Genomic DNA, 16,402 nt, shown 5'->3' with positions numbered 1-16,402 from the left:
ATCAATGTATCAACTATTTGATACATATTGAATCCTCCGGCGAATTAAACGATGAAAAATAGTCCCAGTGACGTACGCTCAAATCATGGGTCTGTTTACTTCCACTCCGTTGCCCGAACCGGTCGGTGATTCCGCACCTCCGGTGGACGAGCATCCATCGCGCATAGCAACAGTTCTGAGCCATTTGCGGCGTTCTGCGGACACGCGGATCACGCATCCGCGACGCTTCCGCCTGCAGCAGCTCAAGGCCCTGGAGAAGATGCTCGAAGAGCATCTGGAAGACTTCGTCCAGGCCTTGGCCGAGGACTTGGGCAAGAGTGCCACCGAAGCCAAATTCTCCGAAATCGACGTGGTGCGGGCAGAAATAGATTTCGCCCAGCGCCACCTCGTTGAATGGATGGATTCCACCAGCGTCAAGGTACCGCTGGCTTTGCAACCAGCCATTGCCAAGGTTGAGCCGCGCCCGCTGGGGGTCGTGCTGATTATCGGCGCCTGGAACTATCCGGTTCAGCTGGTGCTCGCACCGCTGGTCGCGGCCATTGCTGCCGGCAACGCGGCGGTGATCAAGCCATCGGAACTGGCTCCTGCGACCTCAGGCGCCTTGGCCAAGTTCCTCCCGGTCTACCTCGACGAACGTGTCTACGCGGTAGTTGAAGGCGGGGTGGATACCTCCACGGAGTTGCTCGGCGCCCGCTGGGATCATATTTTCTACACCGGCGGTGAACGCGTGGCCAAGATCGTGGCTGCAGCGGCTGCGAAGCATCTGACACCAACCACCTTGGAACTGGGCGGAAAGTCGCCGGCCGTGGTGGAAAACGATTCGTTGGCTTCCGCAAAGCGCTTGGCCTACGCCAAATTCATGAATGCCGGCCAGACCTGTGTGGCCCCGGATTACGTATTGAGTGTTGGCGACTCGTCTGAGCTCATCAGGCGCCTGGGCCAGGCCATCACCAGCTTCTACGGCAAGGAGCCGCTGACCCATCCGGACTTTGGCCGCATCGTCAGCCGCAAGCACTTTGACCGGCTGTTGTCGATGTTCGAGCAGGGCGAGGTGGTTTTCGGCGGCGAATACGACGAGGATACCTTGCGCATCGCTCCGAGCATCATGCGCAATGTGGACCTCGAGGGAAGTTTGATGACCGAAGAGATTTTCGGTCCTATCCTGCCGGTGATCGAGGTGGAAACCTTCGAGGAAGCCCTCGAATTCATTGCCCGGCGGCCATCACCGCTGGCCGCTTACCTGATGAGCGAAAGTCCGCGCCTGCAGTCGATTTTCTCTGATCGGGTGCGAGCCGGCTCCATAGTGCACAATGCTCCGTTGGCCCAGATGATCGTTCCAACCCTGCCTTTTGGTGGCGTCGGACCGAGTGGAATGGGGGCCTACCACGGCAAGCATGGATTCGAACGGCTTTCGCAGATGCGCTCGGAACTCAACAAAACGACCGTAGTTGACACCTTGAGCGCAATATATCCTCCGTATTCATGGGCTAAGCGAAAGATTATTGATCGCTTACTGTAGCGCGGTTCATAGCGTTATGGCTTGTCAGGGTGCTTGGATGGATAGGTTGGAAATTTTCAAGCATCAGGAGATGTAACGCATGACTGAGCCCGCACCGTCCCAGGACGGTCTGAAGCGTGGCCTCAAAGCTCGCCATATGCAGATGATTGCCATTGGCGGCTCGATTGGTACCGGACTATTCGTCGCGTCCGGCGGCACCATTGCCCAAGCTGGCCCAGGCGGTTCGCTGGTGGCCTACGCGCTGATCGGCATGATGGTGCTGCTCCTGATGCAGTCGTTGGGAGAAATGAGCGCCCGCCTTCCGGTCGCTGGTTCCTTCCAGACCTACGCAACGGTCTTCGTGAACCGCCACTTCGGCTTCGCAATCGGCTGGAACTACTGGTTCAACTGGGCCATCACCGTGGCTGCCGAGCTGGTAGCCGCCGGCATCATCATGTCCTACTGGTTCCCTGATGCCCCGGGGTGGATCTGGGCGGCCATCTTCCTGGTGCTGCTCACCGGCTTGAACGCGCTGTCCGCCAAGGCCTTTGGCGAGGGCGAATACTGGTTGGCCGCGATCAAGGTCATCACCGTGGTGGTCTTCTTGATCTGCGGTGTCGCGATGATCTTCGGCATCCTGGGTGATTCCACCCCGGGCTTCAGTAATTGGACCGATGGCGAAGCGCCATTTGTTGGCGGCTGGTTGTCCATCGTCTCGGTCTTCATGATTGCCGGCTTCTCCTTCCAGGGAACCGAACTGATCGGTGTGGCCGCCGGCGAAGCCGAGAACCCCCAGCGCGATATCCCACGCGCCATCAAGGCGATCTTCTGGCGCATCATGCTCTTCTACATCGGCGCGATCTTCGTCATTGGCATGCTGATCCCGTATATGGATCCATCGCTGCTGTCTTCGGAGGCATCGGATATCACCACCTCGCCATTCACCCTGGTCTTCGAGCGTGCGGGCGTAGCATTCGCCGCGGCCCTGATGAATGCGGTGATCCTGTCAGCCATCCTCTCCGCAGGCAACTCCGGTCTATATGCCTCTGCGCGCATGCTTTATTCGATGGCGTTGGACGGCAAGGCTCCAAAGATCTTCGCCCGCTTGAACAAGCGCGGCGTGCCCATGCCGGCAATGCTGCTAACCGCCTCGGTAGGCCTTTTCGGCTTCCTTACCGCGATTGTCGGCCAGGGTTCGGCATATACCTGGTTGCTGAACGTTTCAGGTCTCTCCGGCTTCATTGCCTGGGTGGGTATCGCGGTGTGCCACTACAAGTTCCGCAAGGCATATATTGCCAGCGGGCAGGATCTCGCGAACCTGCCGTACAAGGCGCCACTGTTCCCGCTGGGACCGATCCTGGCTTTCGTGATCCTGATCGTGGTGATCGTCGGCCAGAACTACCAGGCGATCGTGGATGGAAACTTGCTGCAGATGGCTTCGAGCTACATCGGCCTGCCGATCTTCCTGCTGCTCTGGCTGGGCCACTGGCTGGCTACCCGCAAGCAGCCAGCCGTGGCCATCGATCCATGGACCGCGAAGCTGAACTAGCCAGCTAGCGCAGCATCAACAATCACCCGAGCTTCAGCCAGCACCTGCTGCAGATGCTCGGGTGATTTTGTTGATTCTGCATAGATCTTGTAGATGTCTTCTGTGCCCGATGGGCGCGCGGCAAACCATGCGTGCTCGCTGGAAACCTTCAAGCCGCCAATGGGGAAGCCGGCCGCTTGCGTGGCCTTGGCGGTAATCGGATCCGATGCCAGTTCGGTAGCGGTGACCATCGATGGGTCCAGCTTGCCCAGTACGGCCTTCTGCTCGCGATTTGCGGGCGCGTCAAAGCGGTCGTAGAAGCTGGGGCCGTGGCGCTCTACCAGTTCGGTATGCAGCTGGCTGGGGCTCTTGCCGGTTACTGCGCGGATCTCGCTGGCCAGCAGGGCCAGCATCAGGCCGTCCTTGTCGGTGCTGAACGCCTTGCCGGAGAAGTCCAAGAAGCTCGCGCCGGCCGATTCCTCGCCGCAAAAAGCGACCCTGCCGGAAGCCAGCGGTTCAACGAAGTACTTGAAGCCCACCGGTACCTCGCGCAGGGTCCGGCCGTGGGAAGCCACCACCTTGTCGATGAGCACCGAGGAGACCAGGGTCTTGCCGATCTGGGCATCAGCCGGCCACTGCGGACGGTGGGTGAGCAGGTAGTCGATGGCCACGGCCAGGAAATGGTTCGGATTCATCAGGCCGGCATCCGGGGTGACAATGCCGTGGCGGTCAGCATCGGCATCGTTGCCGGTCGCGATGTCGTACTTCTCGCGATTGGCCACGAGGGAGGCCATTGCATGGGCGGAGGAGCAATCCATGCGGATCTTCCCGTCCTTGTCCAAGGTCATGAAGCCGAAGCGCGGATCCACGGACTCGTTGACCACTTCGAGGTTCAGGCCGTATCGCCGGCCGAGTTCGCCCCAGTAGTGCACCGAAGCCCCGCCCAGCGGATCTGCGCCAATGGAAATGCCGGACTCGGCGATGGCCTTGAAGTCGATGACTTCAGCCAAATTGGCGATGTACAGTTCGCGGAAGTCGAAGGGCCGGGCATTCGGCTCGCCGCGCTTGACCGCTCCGCTGGCCAGCAATTCGTTGGCCCGTGCAGCGATGGGTCCGGTGATTCCGGATTCTGCCGGTCCGCCATGCGGCGGGTTGTACTTGATGCCGCCGTCGGTTGGCGGGTTGTGCGATGGGGTGATGATCAGGCCATCGGCCTGTTCGCCGCCGCTAGCGTTATGTACCAGGATTGCGTGGCTGACCGCTGGAGTGGGAGTCAGTCCGTCATCGGCGAGCACGGTGACGCCGTTGCCTGCCAAAACTTCAAGGGCGGTGCGGTATGCGGGCGCGGAGAGTGCGTGGCTGTCCTTGCCCACGTACATCGGGCCGGTGATCCCCGCACCGTTGCGGTAGTCGACCACGGCCTGGGTGATCGCAGCGATATGCATTTCATTGAAGGTGGTGTTCAGGGAGCTTCCGCGATGTCCCGAGGTGCCGAAAATGACGGCCTGGTCGGGGTTGCCGCTGGAAGGAACCAGGGTGCTGTAGGCATCGAGTACCTCCTGCAAATTGATCAGGTCTGATTCTTGGGCTGGCTGGCCAGCTCGGAGGTGTGCCACAGATTGCCTTTCAGATTGATGCGCTTATCGCAGTTTCGTAGAAGAATGGTAGGCAAATGAGCTACTACCAGTATCCGCAGAACCCCTACCAACGACCGCCTGAATCCGCCGGCCTCTCGGTGGCTTCCCTGGTGCTTGGCATCTTGTCGTTGCTAGGCTTCACTGTCATTATCCTTGTTCCGCTGGCCGGAGTCATTACCGGGCACCTGGCCTACCGGCGTGAACCCAGCTCCCGGGGCCTGAGCCTGGCCGGGCTAATTACCTCATGGATTGGATTGGCACTAGCCATAGTCATTTATGCGGTAGCCATCTGGTTCTTCTGGGCATTGTCAACCGGGTTCGGCTACGACTCGTATTACGACAACGTGACCTTCTCACAAGGGCTTCTTCGATAATCCCCGGGCATGAAAAAAGCGGTTGGTTCAAATGAACCAACCGCTTTTCGCATGCTCGAACGCTTAGAGGATCGGGCCCATCAGCTTCTTCAAGGCCGGGGTAGCTGCCATCATGGCAATACCCAGGACAACAGCGGTGCCGCCCATGGCGATGAAGTACGGGATCTCGTTGCCCTCGGTGTAGTAGCCGGCCAGCACACCCGACAGGGTGGTGCCCAGCGAAACCGACAGGAAGAACAAGGCGATCATCTGGGTGCCGAAGGCGGCCGGAGCCAGCTTGGTGGCAATTGCCTGGCCCACTGGCGAGAGCAGCAGCTCGGCAAAGGTGCACAGCAGCAGGATGCCGACCAGCGCCAGCAGCGGGGTCTTCACGAAGGATTCCAGCGGGATGAACAGCAAGAAGGCCGCACCCACAACCACCAGTGCCAGGCCGAACTTCATTGATGTGCGTGGCTGGCGCTTGCCCAGTTTGGTCCACAATGCGGCGAAGATACCGGCGAAGATGATGATGAAGACCGGGTTGATCGAGGTAACCCAGCTCGGTGGCATTTCCCAGCTGCCCAGGTGGCGGTCCAGGCGCTGATCCGAGTAAGCGGCAATGAAGGTGAACTGCTGCTGGAACAGGGCCCAGAAGGCAGCCGAACCGATGTAGAACGGAATGAATGCCCAGACTTGCTTGCGCTCGGTGGCGTCAACCTTCTTGCTGCGCAGGATCAACGCGAAGTAGATGATCGAAGCGGCGATCACCACGTAGGCGATGGTGCTTGCCAGATTCTCCGGAGTCACGATCTTGGATGCGAAAGCGGCAATGATCAAAACGATCACGGCAGCGAAGATGACCACATAGCGGTTGCGCTCAGAGGCAGGCAGTGGGTTGCTTGGGATGCGGCCGGAGTCCGGCAGCTTCTTGCGTCCAAGGGCATAGATCCCCAGGCCGATAGCCATGCCGACCGCGGCAGCGGCAAAGCCGATGTGGAAGCCGTACTGGACCTGCAGCCAACCGGTGAGCAGTGGGCCGAGCAGCCCGCCGATGTTCACGCCCATGTAGAACAGGGAGAAGCCGGCATCGATGCGCGGATCTTCCTTGGAGTACAGGGAGCCCACCAGGGCTACAGCGTTGGCCTTCAGGCCGCCGGAACCGACGGCAACGAAGATCAGGCCGATAACCAGTCCGGCATAGCCGGGCAGGAGCGCCAGGCCAATATGGCCGATCATGATCGCGATGGCCGAGAAGAACAGGACGCGTTCCGAGCCGAACAGGCGGTCGGAGAGCCACGCGCCCAGGATGGTGGACAGGTAGACAGCGCCGCCGTAGGCGCCGACCAGCGACAGAGCCAGACCCTGGTCCATGCCCAGGCCGCCGTCGGTGACCGAGTAGTACATGTAGTAAGCCAGCAAGCCCTGCATGCCGTAGAAGGAGAATCGTTCCCACATTTCCACGCTGAAGAGGCTTGCGAGCGCACCGGGGTGACCGAAGAAGGTCTTTCCGGAAGCTTTGGTGCTCGTTGTTGCAGTAGACATACGTAATATTTTTCGCCCTTGCCCACCCGAGTACCTACTTATATGGGAAAGGTCACACCTGCATCTGGGCTGCCAGCGCGAGCAGCAGTCCTTCGTCCGAGCGCGGGGAAATCAGCTGAATACTCATTGGTAACCCCTCGTTGGAGTGGCCTACCGGAACGGTGATGGCCGCTACTGAGGCGACGTTCACCATGGAAGTGTAGGGGGTGTACTGGCACTGCAACATATAATCCACATCGGCTGTGGATTGTGTATAGTGCCCGATCTTCGGCGGGATCGAGGCCATGGCAGGGGTGGCCACGACATCGTAGGCGGACCATTGGCGCACGAAGTCGGCCGCAATCTGCTTCAACCTCGAACCTGCCTGCAGGCTCTGTTCCAGCGAGCGGTCGGCGGCGCGTCGGCGGAAATCCCTTGCCAAATCGCCGAGCAGCGAATCATCCGCGACCGGAACGTCCTTCAGCCCATTGGTCCACACCGCCGCGAAGGTTTCCGGATAGTCCGTGGCGTAGTGCAGGTTGGCCGGCTGGACGCGATGCCGTTCTCCAAGGCGTTCAAGGCCCTGGGCAAATGAAGCCCGGGCTTCTTGCGCCAGGGTAATTTCATAGACCGGTTCAAACGGGGAATGGATGCTGTACCCAATCTTCAGCCCGTCCAGGCGCTGGGGGTAGCTTCCCTGCAGCAACGGCAGATAGTGGTCCTTGCCGCGCATGGCGTCAAGCAGCAAAGCCGCATCCAAGGCATCATGGGCCAACGGTCCGCTAACCGCTAGCTTCGGTGCGCCCATGGGATCGGTGTAGCCATCAAGGATGTCGCTGGGAACGCGGCCCAAAGAAGGCTTCAGGCCTACCAGCCCGCAGGCGGCCGCGGGGATGCGAACCGAACCGCCGCCATCAGAGCCCGGACCCAGCGGAATCATGCCGGCGGCAATCGCCGCGGCCTGCCCGCCAGAGGAACCGCCCGACGAGCGCGTGGGATCAAAGGGATTGCGTGATGGGGGCGCCACGAGGTTCTCTGAATAGCTGCTCAGCCCGAATTCCGGAACCTGCGTCTTGCCCAGGACCACCACGCCCTCGGCGCGCAGCCTGGCCACCAAGGAGTGATCACGTTCAGCGACCATCGCAGGCATCGCCGCAGTGCCATAGGTGGTAGGCATCCCGGCCACGTCATTGAGGTCCTTGAACGCGGTGGGGAGCCCATGCAAGCGGCCAATGTCGCCACGGGCATGCGCCTGGTCCGCCGCTGCCGCGGCCTCCATCGCATTTTCTGCCACGTGGACGAAAGCGCCAAGGTCCGCTTGCTCTTCGATGCGCTTGAGGTAGTGCTCGGTGACCTCGCGGCTTGAACGCTCGCCGCGGGCCAGCTCGTCTCGCAATTTCAGGGCGCTTGAGGGAAACATGTCGGCTTTCGACGCAGGAAATGACTAGTCTTATAAGCAAACACCCTATGTGAGAGGAATGCTAGCCGTGAGCGATTTTGAGACTGTTTCGGTCAATGATGTCCCGAAGGATGCCTTCATCCTTGACGTGCGCGAAGACTTCGAATGGGAAGCAGGCCGTGCTGCCGGAGCAACCCATATTCCCCTTGGCTCCTTGCCAGAGAAGATTTCCGAGCTTGACCCGGATGTAGACACCTACGTCATCTGCCGTACCGGTGGCCGTTCGGCCCAGGCCGCATCATGGCTCACCGTGATGGGCTACACCGCCTTCAACGTCGCCGGCGGTTCCGATGCGTGGATCGAAGCGGGCTTGCCAATGGAAGCGGATAACGGCCAGGAGCCAACCGTACGATGAACTATGCCTATCTGGGACCTGCTGGCACTTTCACCGAGTCGGCCCTGCTGCAGGTTCCCGGGGCTACCGAGGCGCAGCGGATCGCGGCCTCCAACGTCAACGTGGCGCTGACCATGGTGCGCGAGGGGACCGCGGACGCGGCGATGGTCCCGATCGAGAACTCGGTAGAAGGCGGCGTTTCGGCCACCTTGGACGCCATTGCGCAGGGCGAAGCCCTGCAGATTGTTTCCGAAATCCTGATTCCGATCACTTTCGTGCTGGCGGTACGCCCCGGCATCGACTCGCTGGAGCAGATCAGGCAGATCTCCACCCACGGGCATGCCTGGGCGCAGTGCCGCTTATGGGCCGAAGCGAATATTCCCGGGGCCGCATTCACCCCGGCTTCTTCCACGGCAGCCGGCGCCCTGGCTCTCGAAGAGGACGAACCGCCGCATGATGCGGCGATCTGCTCTCCGCTGGTAGCCCAAGAGCGCGGCCTGAAGGTGCTGGCCAGCGGGGTCGAGGACAATATCGGCGCGGTGACCCGCTTCATCCTCGTGACTCGTCCGGGAAGGATTCCGCAGCCTACCGGCGTGGACAAGTCAACGCTGATCCTGCCGCTGCCCGAGGACCGTCCCGGTGCGCTGATGGAAATCCTCGAGCAATTCACCGCGCGCGGCGTGAACCTCTCGCGCATCGAATCGCGTCCTACCGGCAAGAGCCTGGGCGAGTACTTCTTCTCCGTCGATATCGAAGGCCACGTGGCCGAGGAACGCGTTGCCGCCGCCTTGTCGGGGCTGCACCGGCTGTCCCCGCAGCTGCGCTTCCTCGGTTCCTACCCAGCCGCCCAAGGCCTGGAGCCGGCCGTGGATACGCATAATTCAGATGCGGCCTTCAGTGAAGCCCGTGCCTGGGTGCAGTCGCTGCGCGACCGGCTTTAAGCAGGCAGCTCGAAGGCCCGGCCTAGCTCCCCGCAAGGGGAAATCGGCCGGGCCTTCGGCATGCGCTACGGGGTGCGCAGGCGCAGGGCGCTCGGGTTCACGGACACCTGCAGTTCGTTGACCTGGCCGGTGGGGTCCCCGTCGATCTGGGTATTCATCGGCTCATCGCAACGCAGCGACACGCCAGAGGTCTGGTAGAAGCTCATCACCGGAATCTTGTTCTTGGCGCGGAATGCGGTCTTGAGCAGGATCCAGGTCCAGCCGGCGGCCGAGCGGGGAGAAAGGATCACTGCGTCGAGCACGCCGTCGTCGATCTTGGCGTCGGGCACGAAATCCAGGCCCTGCAGCTTTCCGCAGTTGGCGAAGAGCACCGAACGGACCTTGCGGGTCTGCCAGCTCTCGTCGCCCGAGAGCTTGAAGCTGACCTTCTTGCGCTGGCCCAGCAACTGGCGCAGGCCGGCTTCCGAGTAGGCCAGCCAGCCGACCTTGGATTTCAGCTCTTCGTTGGTGTCGTCAAACAGGTCGGCGTCGGTGCCCACGCCGGCGATGACCAGGAAAGCATGATCCGCCTCCTTGCCGTCCAGCAGCTGCAGCTTCATGTGCCCGACGTCGATCCGGCGAACCATCCCGCGCACTGCCACCAGCGCCGCGGTGTGCAGGTCATCGAGCGGAATATCCACGTTGCGGGCCAGCAGGTTGCCAGTGCCCAGCGGCAGGATTCCCAGGGATGCGCCGGTGCCTTCGAGCACTTCCGCGACGGCGCGGATGGTTCCGTCGCCACCTGCGGCAATAATTGTGTCGCATTGCGCATCGAGTGCTTCACGGGCTGCATCCTGGCCGGCGTTGTCCTTGGTCGTTTCAAGGACCAGCGGTGCTTCCAGGCCCGCTTCAGCGCAGACGCGGACCACGGCTTCCCTTGCTTCGTCAGCACCTGACTTGGAAGGATTGATGACCAGGGCCACCTTGGTAGCCGCTGCCTGTTCAGCCGCTTCGGGCTGCTTGATCAGCGGTTTGCTGTAGTTCGAAAGCTTGCGCACCGAATACCAACTGGTCGCCGCGGCGGCAGCTGCAGCAGCCACGGCAGAGAAAACGATCACACGATTTGTCTGCATAATGCTCTCATCGTACTCATGATTGCTACCCTTAACATGTGATCGACCTGAAAATGCTCACCGAAAATCCGGATTTGTACCGTGCCTCGCAACGCGCGCGCGGTGCCGACGAGTCGTTAATTGACCAGCTGCTGGCAGCTGACACGGCACGTCGTGAAACCATCGCCACCTACGAGCGCCTGCGTGCCGAGCAGAATGCGTTCTCCAAGAAGGTCGGCAAGGCCAAGGGCGACGAGCGCGCCGCCCTGCTTGCCGAGGTCAAGGAGCTCGCTGCCGCGGTGAAGTCCGCCCAGGCCGAGTCCGACGCGGCCTCCGCCAAGTGCACCGCACTGCAGCGTTCCATCCCCAACCTGATCATCGACGGCATCCCGGCCGGCGGCGAGGATGACTTCACCGTCGTCAAGCACGTGGGCACCGCCCGCGACTTCAAGGCCGAGGGCTTCGAGCCGCTGGACCACCTGCAGATCGCCGAGAAGCTGGACGCCATCGACATGGAACGCGGCGCCAAGGTTTCCGGCTCGCGCTTCTACTTCCTCAAGGGCATCGGCGCCCGGCTGGAAATCGCGATGATGAACATGGCCTTGGATGTGGCCATGGCGCACGACTTCATCCCGATGATCACCCCGACCCTGGTCCGCCCCGAAACCATGCAGGGCACCGGCTTCGATGTCGAGCACGACGACGAGATCTACAAGCTCGAGCGCGACAACATGTACCTGGTCGGCACCTCGGAGGTGGCCCTGGCCGGCTACCACGCGGACGAGATCATGGATCTGGCCGACGGCCCGATCCGCTACGCCGGCTGGTCCTCCTGCTACCGCCGCGAGGCTGGTTCGGCCGGCAAGGACACCCGCGGCATCATCCGCGTGCACCAGTTCAACAAGCTGGAGATGTTCGTCTACGCCAGCGTCGAGGACGCCGAAGCAGAGCACCAGAAGCTGCTGGCCATGGAAGAGGACATGCTCGGGCGCATGGAACTTCCCTACCGCGTGATCGACACCGCCGCCGGGGATTTGGGCATGAGCGCCGCGCGCAAGTTCGACTGCGAAGCCTGGGTTCCTACCCAGGGCACCTTCCGCGAACTGACCTCGACCTCGAACTGCACCACCTTCCAGGCCCGCCGCCTGAATATCCGCGAACGCGAGATCATCGACGGCAAGGCCGGCAAGACCCGTTCGGTGGCGACGCTGAACGGCACCCTGGCGACCACCCGCTGGCTCGTGGCGATTCTGGAAAACCACCAGAACCCGGACGGTTCGGTCAACGTGCCCAAGGCGCTGCAGCCTTACCTTGGCGGACTCGAAGTACTCAAGTAGCCAATGACCGGCCATTTGCCGGCTGCCCCTCGCGGGCAGCCGGCAAATGCTTTTAACCGGTTGTTCACTTGGCGCTGTGCCTTGGGTCATCGCCAAAAACCCGCGGTGGTGGTTAACTTGAGCCATGACTGTTATGACTAAGCTCGGCAACGATGACCGGCTGACCAAGCAAAAATTGATGATTTGCCTTGACGTGGATGGCACCATCGTCAACCACCAGGGGGAAATGAGCCAGCGCGTGCGCGATGCCGCGCGGGCTGTAGTGGCCCAGGGCCATGAGGTAATCATCTCCACCGGCCGCTCCTTGGGTGCGGCCCTGCCCATCATGGCGGAACTGGGCATCGACCATGGCTATGTCGTGGTCAGCAACGGCGGCGTGCTCGCAAAGGTGTGCCAGGATGAAGTCGAGATCCTGCACCGCGAGATCTTCGACCCGTCGACAGCGCTCAAGGCGCTGCGCGACCAGCTTCCCAAAGCCAAGTACGCCTTGGAAAACGAGCGCGGCGAATTCCTTTCCAGCGAAACCTTCGGCGACATGAGCTTTGGCGCCGAGAGCAAGGTCGTTGATTTCGGCGAGCTGGTCAACAGCAAGGCCGTGCGCGTGGTGGTTTTCTCCACCGACAACACCGCCGAGGAATTCGGGCATGCCGTGCAGAGCCTGGGGCTCTCCGGGGTGACCTACTCGGTGGGCTGGACCGCTTGGCTGGATATTGCCGCCGAGGGTACCACCAAGGCCAGCGGCCTGGAGCGGCTGCGGGCGATCCTGAAGTTCGATTCGAAGGACTCGCTGGCAGTAGGCGATGGCCGCAATGACGTCGAAATGCTGCAGTGGGCCGGACATGGCGTGGCCATGGGCCAAGCGCCGGATGAGGTCAAGGCAGCGGCCGACGCCGTGACTGAAGGCGTTGACCAGGATGGCCTGGCCATCGTCCTGGAAGGGCTGCTGGGCAGCTAGCACCAGAGTCTAGAGCTGGTCGGTGTATTCCAGCAGCCGGGCGATCGCTGCCCGCGCGCCCAGCTCGTCGTTGTAGCCCGAACGCACGATCGCCGCAGATACTGCCTGGGGAGTGATTCCCAGGATCCCGGCGACCGCTTTTTGCTGCCCGCGCACACCGGGAGTCAACAGGTCAACGACGGACCATTCGGCCTCGGTGCGGGTGCGGATCCACTGTCCGAGCATGCGCAGCAGGCCCTCGAGCTCGCCGTCCATCTCGTCATTGCCCGAGGAAACGCAGATCGGGACCCTTTCGCCGCGGTGGCTGGCCGCCTCCAGCGCGCCGAGCGCGCGCCGCGCCGCCCTGCCCTCGACCAGGTCGGCCTCTACGGGCACCGGCTCGTACAGGCTGCCGATGCCCAGCCCGATATTGCAGAAGTTCAGCCGTGCCACGCGCAGCAGCGCGTCGACGGCGGCATCGGGGTCACTGGGCACTCCGAGCAGCAGCTGCCCGCTGAGCGCGGTGAACGGCGCGTGGGTGTCGACTTGTTCCAGCTGGTGCCAGAGCTGCTCGCTGGCGGCGGCAACATCGGTGACCGAGCGGGGCCGGGGGCTGAGCGCAACGACAAACATGATTCAAGTATTGCGTGTGCAACCGGGTTTGTCGCGCACTGTGCGGCACTTGGCGGCTAACGGTGCTGCTCCAGCCTGATGCTGGTCCGCCGGCTGGCGGGATCAGGAGGAACTAGGACAGGGTGCTGCTGGGCGCGCCCTGCTGGGCGGGCAGCGCAACGGTCGTGTACTTGAAGAAGAACTGCGTAGCGGGGCCAATCAGCAGCGCATAAGCCACCGTGCCCACGCCCACCGGACCGCCGAGCAACCAGCCGATCCCCAGCACGCACACCTCGATAATGGTGCGCAGCAGGCGGATCGATTTGCCGGTGCGCAAATGCAGCCCGGTCATCAGGCCGTCGCGCGGGCCGGGGCCGAAATGGCAGCCGATGTACAGGGCGCCGCCAAGGCCATTGACGGCGATGGCGCCAACCAGGGTCAGGATCTGCCAGCCCAACCCGTGGACATCAGGGATGAGCCAGAGAAAGAAGTCCAGGCCAAGCCCGATGAGCAGCACATTGGCGACGGTGCCCAATCCTGGCCACTGCTTGAGCGGAATCCAGGCCAGCAGCACCACGACGCCGACGATGATCACTATCGTTCCCAGCGACAGCGGAATGTAGTTGGCCAGGCCCAGGTGAAGCACATCCCACGGATCCACGCCGAGCTGGGCGCGGATCAGCAGTGCCATGGCCAGCGCAAAAAGCATGAGGCCGATGAACAGATTTGCAAGACGCAGGGGGAGCTTTCCGGCACGCAGCTGATCGAGCGGAGTGAGATTATGCAGGGTCATGATGCTTCAAGGCTAGCCCTGCGCTGAACCCCGGCAGTAATCCCGCAAGTATCAGATGGTCACATTCCTAGTCCCAGTCCAGCCATGGTGCAGCGAGCCCCGAGACAACCAGGGCGAAAGCTCCGATGAAAAGAAAGCCGATGGCAAGCGAAAAAAGAACCATCCAGCGGGTGGGACTGCTATTCATTATCGGATCCAGGCTTTCGTTTCATCATGATCCCGGTCAAGCGGGCCACCGAGTAGACGGCGCCAAACAGGGGAATAGGCATGGCTAGGGCCAGCGGTATGGCGGTGCGCACACAGCGTTCGCGGAGGAACTGCACCAGCACAAAGAGCGTGCCCAGCGCCCACAGCACCAGAATGCCAACTTCCAGGCCGTCCAGTGCCATTACCGCTTCCATGAAAGCAGTCTATCCACCGGGGGCGAGGCTTCCCAGTATCGCAATGCCCAGGGCCGACGATAGCTGGCTCAGGTCCCCGGGCCGAGGTTGGCTGGCCGATGCGTCGGTTTCAGCACCAACCGTGGCTTGAACCCCTGGCGGGCGCAGTGCGGGAACATGGATGAACAATGCCGGGACCGGTTGGGAATACGCCAAATACGCAGTGTGGTTGCACACGAAACGCCCGGCATCCTCGGAGACCCTTGCCTCATAGCCTGCGGCGAGCAGGGCGCGGACGGCCGCTGCTGGATCAAGTGTGGCATCCAAGCGTCCCGGCGCATTCGCCTTGATGGCCGCTGACCGTGGCTGGGCGCCATCATTGTCGGGGATGCGGGCATCATCTTCGTTAAAAGCCCATCGCTCCGGCGTGATTGCATTCCGGCCGCCGGCTTCGCCGACGCAAATCAGCGCATCGGGCTGGTGCTTCGCCAAGAGCGATTCGAGTGCTTTGCCGGAGGCCGCGAAGGACACCGGAAGCATGGCGGTGAGGACCTGATGCTCGCCCAGCTGCCTGGGAAGGCTGGAAACGGCTTCCTGGCTGGCATTGAATTCGTCGTTGCCGAACGGCTCGAAACCGGTGACCAAAATATGCATGGACCCATTATGGGCCCAAACTGTCGGTGTCCGCTGATAGGACTGAGGCAATGGTCCGCTCGACAGTTCTTGGTTAGGTGCTCATGGTAATCGCGGTTTTTGTACTCGTCATCCTGAATATTCTGGCAACGGCATGTATTGCCTTGCTGCTGGTGCGCAGGACATCCGGCTCTGATGGCACCCAGATCCAGGACTCGGTGCGTGCTGCTAATGCGGAGCTCCGGCAGGAACTGGGGACCCAGCGCACCGAACTGCGCCAGGGGATGGGCGAAGTGCGTACCGAGATCGACGCCAAGCTGACCGCGATGGCAGAAGCCAATGCGAACCGCCATCTGCAGGTCCAGGGGCTGCTCCAGCAGGAAATGGAGAAACTGCGCTCGGGCAATGAAGCCAAACTCGAGAAGATGCGCGAGACGGTGGACGAGAAGCTCCAGGGGACCTTGGAGAAGCGGCTGGGCGAATCCTTTGAACTGGTCAGCAAGCGGCTGGAAATGGTGCAGAAGGGGCTGGGGGAAATGCAGAGCCTGGCCCAGGATGTCGGCGGGCTGAAACGCGTGCTCACCAACGTGAAGAGCCGTGGTTCATGGGGCGAAGTGCAGCTTTCGCGCCAGCTGGAAGACATCCTCACCGCAGAGCAGTACGAGCAGAACGTGGCGGTCGTGCCCGGCAGCCGCGAGGTCGTGGAGTTCGCGGTGATCCTGCCCGGGCGGGATGCCGGAACGATCTATCTGCCAATCGACTCCAAGCTGCCGCAAGAGGACTACGAGCGCCTGCTCGATGCCCAGGAGCACGGCGACAAGGCCGTCATCGCCGCTGCGGGCAAGGCGCTGGACCGGGCGATCCTTGAGCAGGCCAAGCTGATCTCCAGCAAGTACATCGCCCCGCCGTACAGCACCGACTTCGCCATCATGTACTTGCCCACCGAGGGGCTGTTCGCCGAGGTTGTGCGCAGCCCGGGGCTGGCCAGCAAGCTGCAGGCCGAGCACCGGGTGCTGGTCACGGGGCCGACCACCCTGATGAGCCTGCTGAACTCCTTGCAAATGGGTTTCCGGACACTGGCCATTGAGAAGCGCAGCAGTGAGGTGTGGCAGGTGCTCTCGGCGGCCAAGGAAGAGTTCCGCAAGTACGGAGATGTCTGGGACAAGCTGGGCAAGCAGCTGGCCACGGCGCAGAACACGGTGCGCGATGCCGGTACCCGGACCCGTGCGGTGGAGCGGAAACTCAAGGACGTGCAGACCCTGGAAGTTTCCGCGCAGGAAGATGTGCTCAGCGGAATGCTGCCTGAAGCCTAGCGCCGGGCAAGTCCGGGTCTCCGGCAGTGAACCGGCAG

Annotated in this window: 16 protein-coding genes; 8 read left to right on the top strand and 8 right to left on the bottom strand. The window is 62.1% G+C overall.

All coding sequences use genetic code 11. From position 1 onward, the window contains the following. Window positions 1-85: 85 nt before the first annotated feature. Together CQ012_RS10975 and CQ012_RS10970 are read left to right on the top strand one after the other, a co-directional pair. On the top strand, window positions 86-1,519 hold the full coding sequence (locus CQ012_RS10975) for an aldehyde dehydrogenase family protein (protein ID WP_105662180.1): 1,434 nt from the start codon (window positions 86-88) through the stop codon (window positions 1,517-1,519). A 79-nt stretch (window positions 1,520-1,598) separates the two neighbouring features. Then, a complete protein-coding gene (locus CQ012_RS10970; protein WP_105662179.1) occupies window positions 1,599-3,047 on the top strand; it encodes an amino acid permease in 1,449 nt (482 codons plus the stop codon). Here the strand turns inward: CQ012_RS10970 and pgm are convergent. Further along, complete coding sequence (pgm, locus tag CQ012_RS10965; RefSeq protein WP_105662178.1) at window positions 3,044-4,642, bottom strand: phosphoglucomutase (alpha-D-glucose-1,6-bisphosphate-dependent); 1,599 nt, start codon at window positions 4,640-4,642, stop codon at window positions 3,044-3,046. The genes CQ012_RS10970 and pgm overlap by 4 nt on opposite strands. Before the next feature lie 56 nt (window positions 4,643-4,698). On the opposite strand from pgm, the gene CQ012_RS10960 reads away from it, so the two are divergent. Beyond that, window positions 4,699-5,037, top strand: a complete 339-nt coding sequence (locus tag CQ012_RS10960) for a DUF4190 domain-containing protein (protein ID WP_105658645.1) — start codon at window positions 4,699-4,701, stop codon at window positions 5,035-5,037. Between the two features lie 63 nt (window positions 5,038-5,100). Here CQ012_RS10960 and CQ012_RS10955 read toward each other — a convergent pair whose 3' ends face one another. Both CQ012_RS10955 and CQ012_RS10950 read right to left on the bottom strand, forming a co-directional pair. Continuing rightward, complete coding sequence (locus tag CQ012_RS10955) at window positions 5,101-6,558, bottom strand: peptide MFS transporter (protein WP_105658644.1); 1,458 nt, start codon at window positions 6,556-6,558, stop codon at window positions 5,101-5,103. Between the two features lie 52 nt (window positions 6,559-6,610). After that, complete coding sequence (locus CQ012_RS10950) at window positions 6,611-7,957, bottom strand: amidase (protein ID WP_105658643.1); 1,347 nt, start codon at window positions 7,955-7,957, stop codon at window positions 6,611-6,613. 67 nt (window positions 7,958-8,024) lie between these two features. Between CQ012_RS10950 and CQ012_RS10945 the strand changes: the two genes are divergently transcribed. Beyond that, a complete protein-coding gene (locus tag CQ012_RS10945; protein WP_105658642.1) occupies window positions 8,025-8,351 on the top strand; it encodes a rhodanese-like domain-containing protein in 327 nt (108 codons plus the stop codon). Next, window positions 8,348-9,271, top strand: coding sequence for a prephenate dehydratase (gene pheA / locus CQ012_RS10940; protein ID WP_105662177.1), 924 nt, complete (start codon window positions 8,348-8,350; stop codon window positions 9,269-9,271). The genes CQ012_RS10945 and pheA overlap by 4 nt, the downstream gene beginning before the upstream one ends. A gap of 65 nt (window positions 9,272-9,336) precedes the next feature. On the opposite strand, the gene CQ012_RS10935 is transcribed toward pheA, so the two are convergent. Beyond that, the gene (locus tag CQ012_RS10935; RefSeq protein WP_105662176.1) at window positions 9,337-10,383 is read right to left on the bottom strand and encodes a diacylglycerol/lipid kinase family protein; all 1,047 of its coding nucleotides are present in this window, start codon (window positions 10,381-10,383) and stop codon (window positions 9,337-9,339) included. A gap of 38 nt (window positions 10,384-10,421) precedes the next feature. On the opposite strand from CQ012_RS10935, the gene serS reads away from it, so the two are divergent. Then, window positions 10,422-11,699 (top strand): serine--tRNA ligase, encoded by a 1,278-nt coding sequence (gene serS, locus CQ012_RS10930; protein WP_105658639.1) that lies wholly within the window; start codon window positions 10,422-10,424, stop codon window positions 11,697-11,699. A 124-nt stretch (window positions 11,700-11,823) separates the two neighbouring features. Then, window positions 11,824-12,654 (top strand): HAD family hydrolase, encoded by an 831-nt coding sequence (locus CQ012_RS10925; protein WP_105662175.1) that lies wholly within the window; start codon window positions 11,824-11,826, stop codon window positions 12,652-12,654. 9 nt (window positions 12,655-12,663) lie between these two features. Here CQ012_RS10925 and CQ012_RS10920 read toward each other — a convergent pair whose 3' ends face one another. The 4 genes from CQ012_RS10920 to CQ012_RS10905 form a co-directional block, all read right to left on the bottom strand. Next, complete coding sequence (locus tag CQ012_RS10920) at window positions 12,664-13,266, bottom strand: hypothetical protein (protein WP_105662174.1); 603 nt, start codon at window positions 13,264-13,266, stop codon at window positions 12,664-12,666. A 112-nt stretch (window positions 13,267-13,378) separates the two neighbouring features. After that, complete coding sequence (yczE, locus tag CQ012_RS10915) at window positions 13,379-14,038, bottom strand: membrane protein YczE (RefSeq protein ID WP_105658636.1); 660 nt, start codon at window positions 14,036-14,038, stop codon at window positions 13,379-13,381. Window positions 14,039-14,217: 179 nt separating this feature from the next. Next, on the bottom strand, window positions 14,218-14,439 hold the full coding sequence (locus CQ012_RS10910) for a hypothetical protein (RefSeq protein WP_133833724.1): 222 nt from the start codon (window positions 14,437-14,439) through the stop codon (window positions 14,218-14,220). A 9-nt stretch (window positions 14,440-14,448) separates the two neighbouring features. Next, window positions 14,449-15,072, bottom strand: coding sequence for a pyroglutamyl-peptidase I (locus CQ012_RS10905; protein ID WP_105662172.1), 624 nt, complete (start codon window positions 15,070-15,072; stop codon window positions 14,449-14,451). Window positions 15,073-15,155: 83 nt separating this feature from the next. On the opposite strand from CQ012_RS10905, the gene CQ012_RS10900 reads away from it, so the two are divergent. Continuing rightward, on the top strand, window positions 15,156-16,364 hold the full coding sequence (locus tag CQ012_RS10900) for a DNA recombination protein RmuC (RefSeq protein ID WP_105662171.1): 1,209 nt from the start codon (window positions 15,156-15,158) through the stop codon (window positions 16,362-16,364). The last annotated feature ends 38 nt before the right edge of the window (window positions 16,365-16,402 follow it).

It is taken from the genome of Arthrobacter sp. MYb214, assembly GCF_002979865.1.
Lineage (GTDB): Bacteria > Actinomycetota > Actinomycetes > Actinomycetales > Micrococcaceae > Glutamicibacter.
Note: the sequence above shows the minus strand (reverse complement) of the source record. Positions and strands in the feature narration are given on the sequence as shown.

What these genes read in the sequence shown, in the direction of transcription:
- CQ012_RS10910 (WP_133833724.1), bottom strand. Translation starts at nt 14,439, where the DNA reads ATGGAAGCGGTAATGGCACTGGACGGCCTGGAAGTTGGCATTCTGGTG.
- CQ012_RS10970 (WP_105662179.1), top strand. Translation starts at nt 1,599, where the DNA reads ATGACTGAGCCCGCACCGTCCCAGGACGGTCTGAAGCGTGGCCTCAAA.
- CQ012_RS10975 (WP_105662180.1), top strand. Translation starts at nt 86, where the DNA reads ATGGGTCTGTTTACTTCCACTCCGTTGCCCGAACCGGTCGGTGATTCC.
- CQ012_RS10955 (WP_105658644.1), bottom strand. Translation starts at nt 6,558, where the DNA reads ATGTCTACTGCAACAACGAGCACCAAAGCTTCCGGAAAGACCTTCTTC.
- CQ012_RS10900 (WP_105662171.1), top strand. Translation starts at nt 15,156, where the DNA reads ATGGTAATCGCGGTTTTTGTACTCGTCATCCTGAATATTCTGGCAACG.
- CQ012_RS10950 (WP_105658643.1), bottom strand. Translation starts at nt 7,957, where the DNA reads ATGTTTCCCTCAAGCGCCCTGAAATTGCGAGACGAGCTGGCCCGCGGC.
- pheA (WP_105662177.1), top strand. Translation starts at nt 8,348, where the DNA reads ATGAACTATGCCTATCTGGGACCTGCTGGCACTTTCACCGAGTCGGCC.
- CQ012_RS10935 (WP_105662176.1), bottom strand. Translation starts at nt 10,383, where the DNA reads ATGCAGACAAATCGTGTGATCGTTTTCTCTGCCGTGGCTGCTGCAGCT.
- yczE (WP_105658636.1), bottom strand. Translation starts at nt 14,038, where the DNA reads ATGACCCTGCATAATCTCACTCCGCTCGATCAGCTGCGTGCCGGAAAG.
- CQ012_RS10905 (WP_105662172.1), bottom strand. Translation starts at nt 15,072, where the DNA reads ATGCATATTTTGGTCACCGGTTTCGAGCCGTTCGGCAACGACGAATTC.
- CQ012_RS10925 (WP_105662175.1), top strand. Translation starts at nt 11,824, where the DNA reads ATGACTGTTATGACTAAGCTCGGCAACGATGACCGGCTGACCAAGCAA.
- CQ012_RS10920 (WP_105662174.1), bottom strand. Translation starts at nt 13,266, where the DNA reads ATGTTTGTCGTTGCGCTCAGCCCCCGGCCCCGCTCGGTCACCGATGTT.
- CQ012_RS10960 (WP_105658645.1), top strand. Translation starts at nt 4,699, where the DNA reads ATGAGCTACTACCAGTATCCGCAGAACCCCTACCAACGACCGCCTGAA.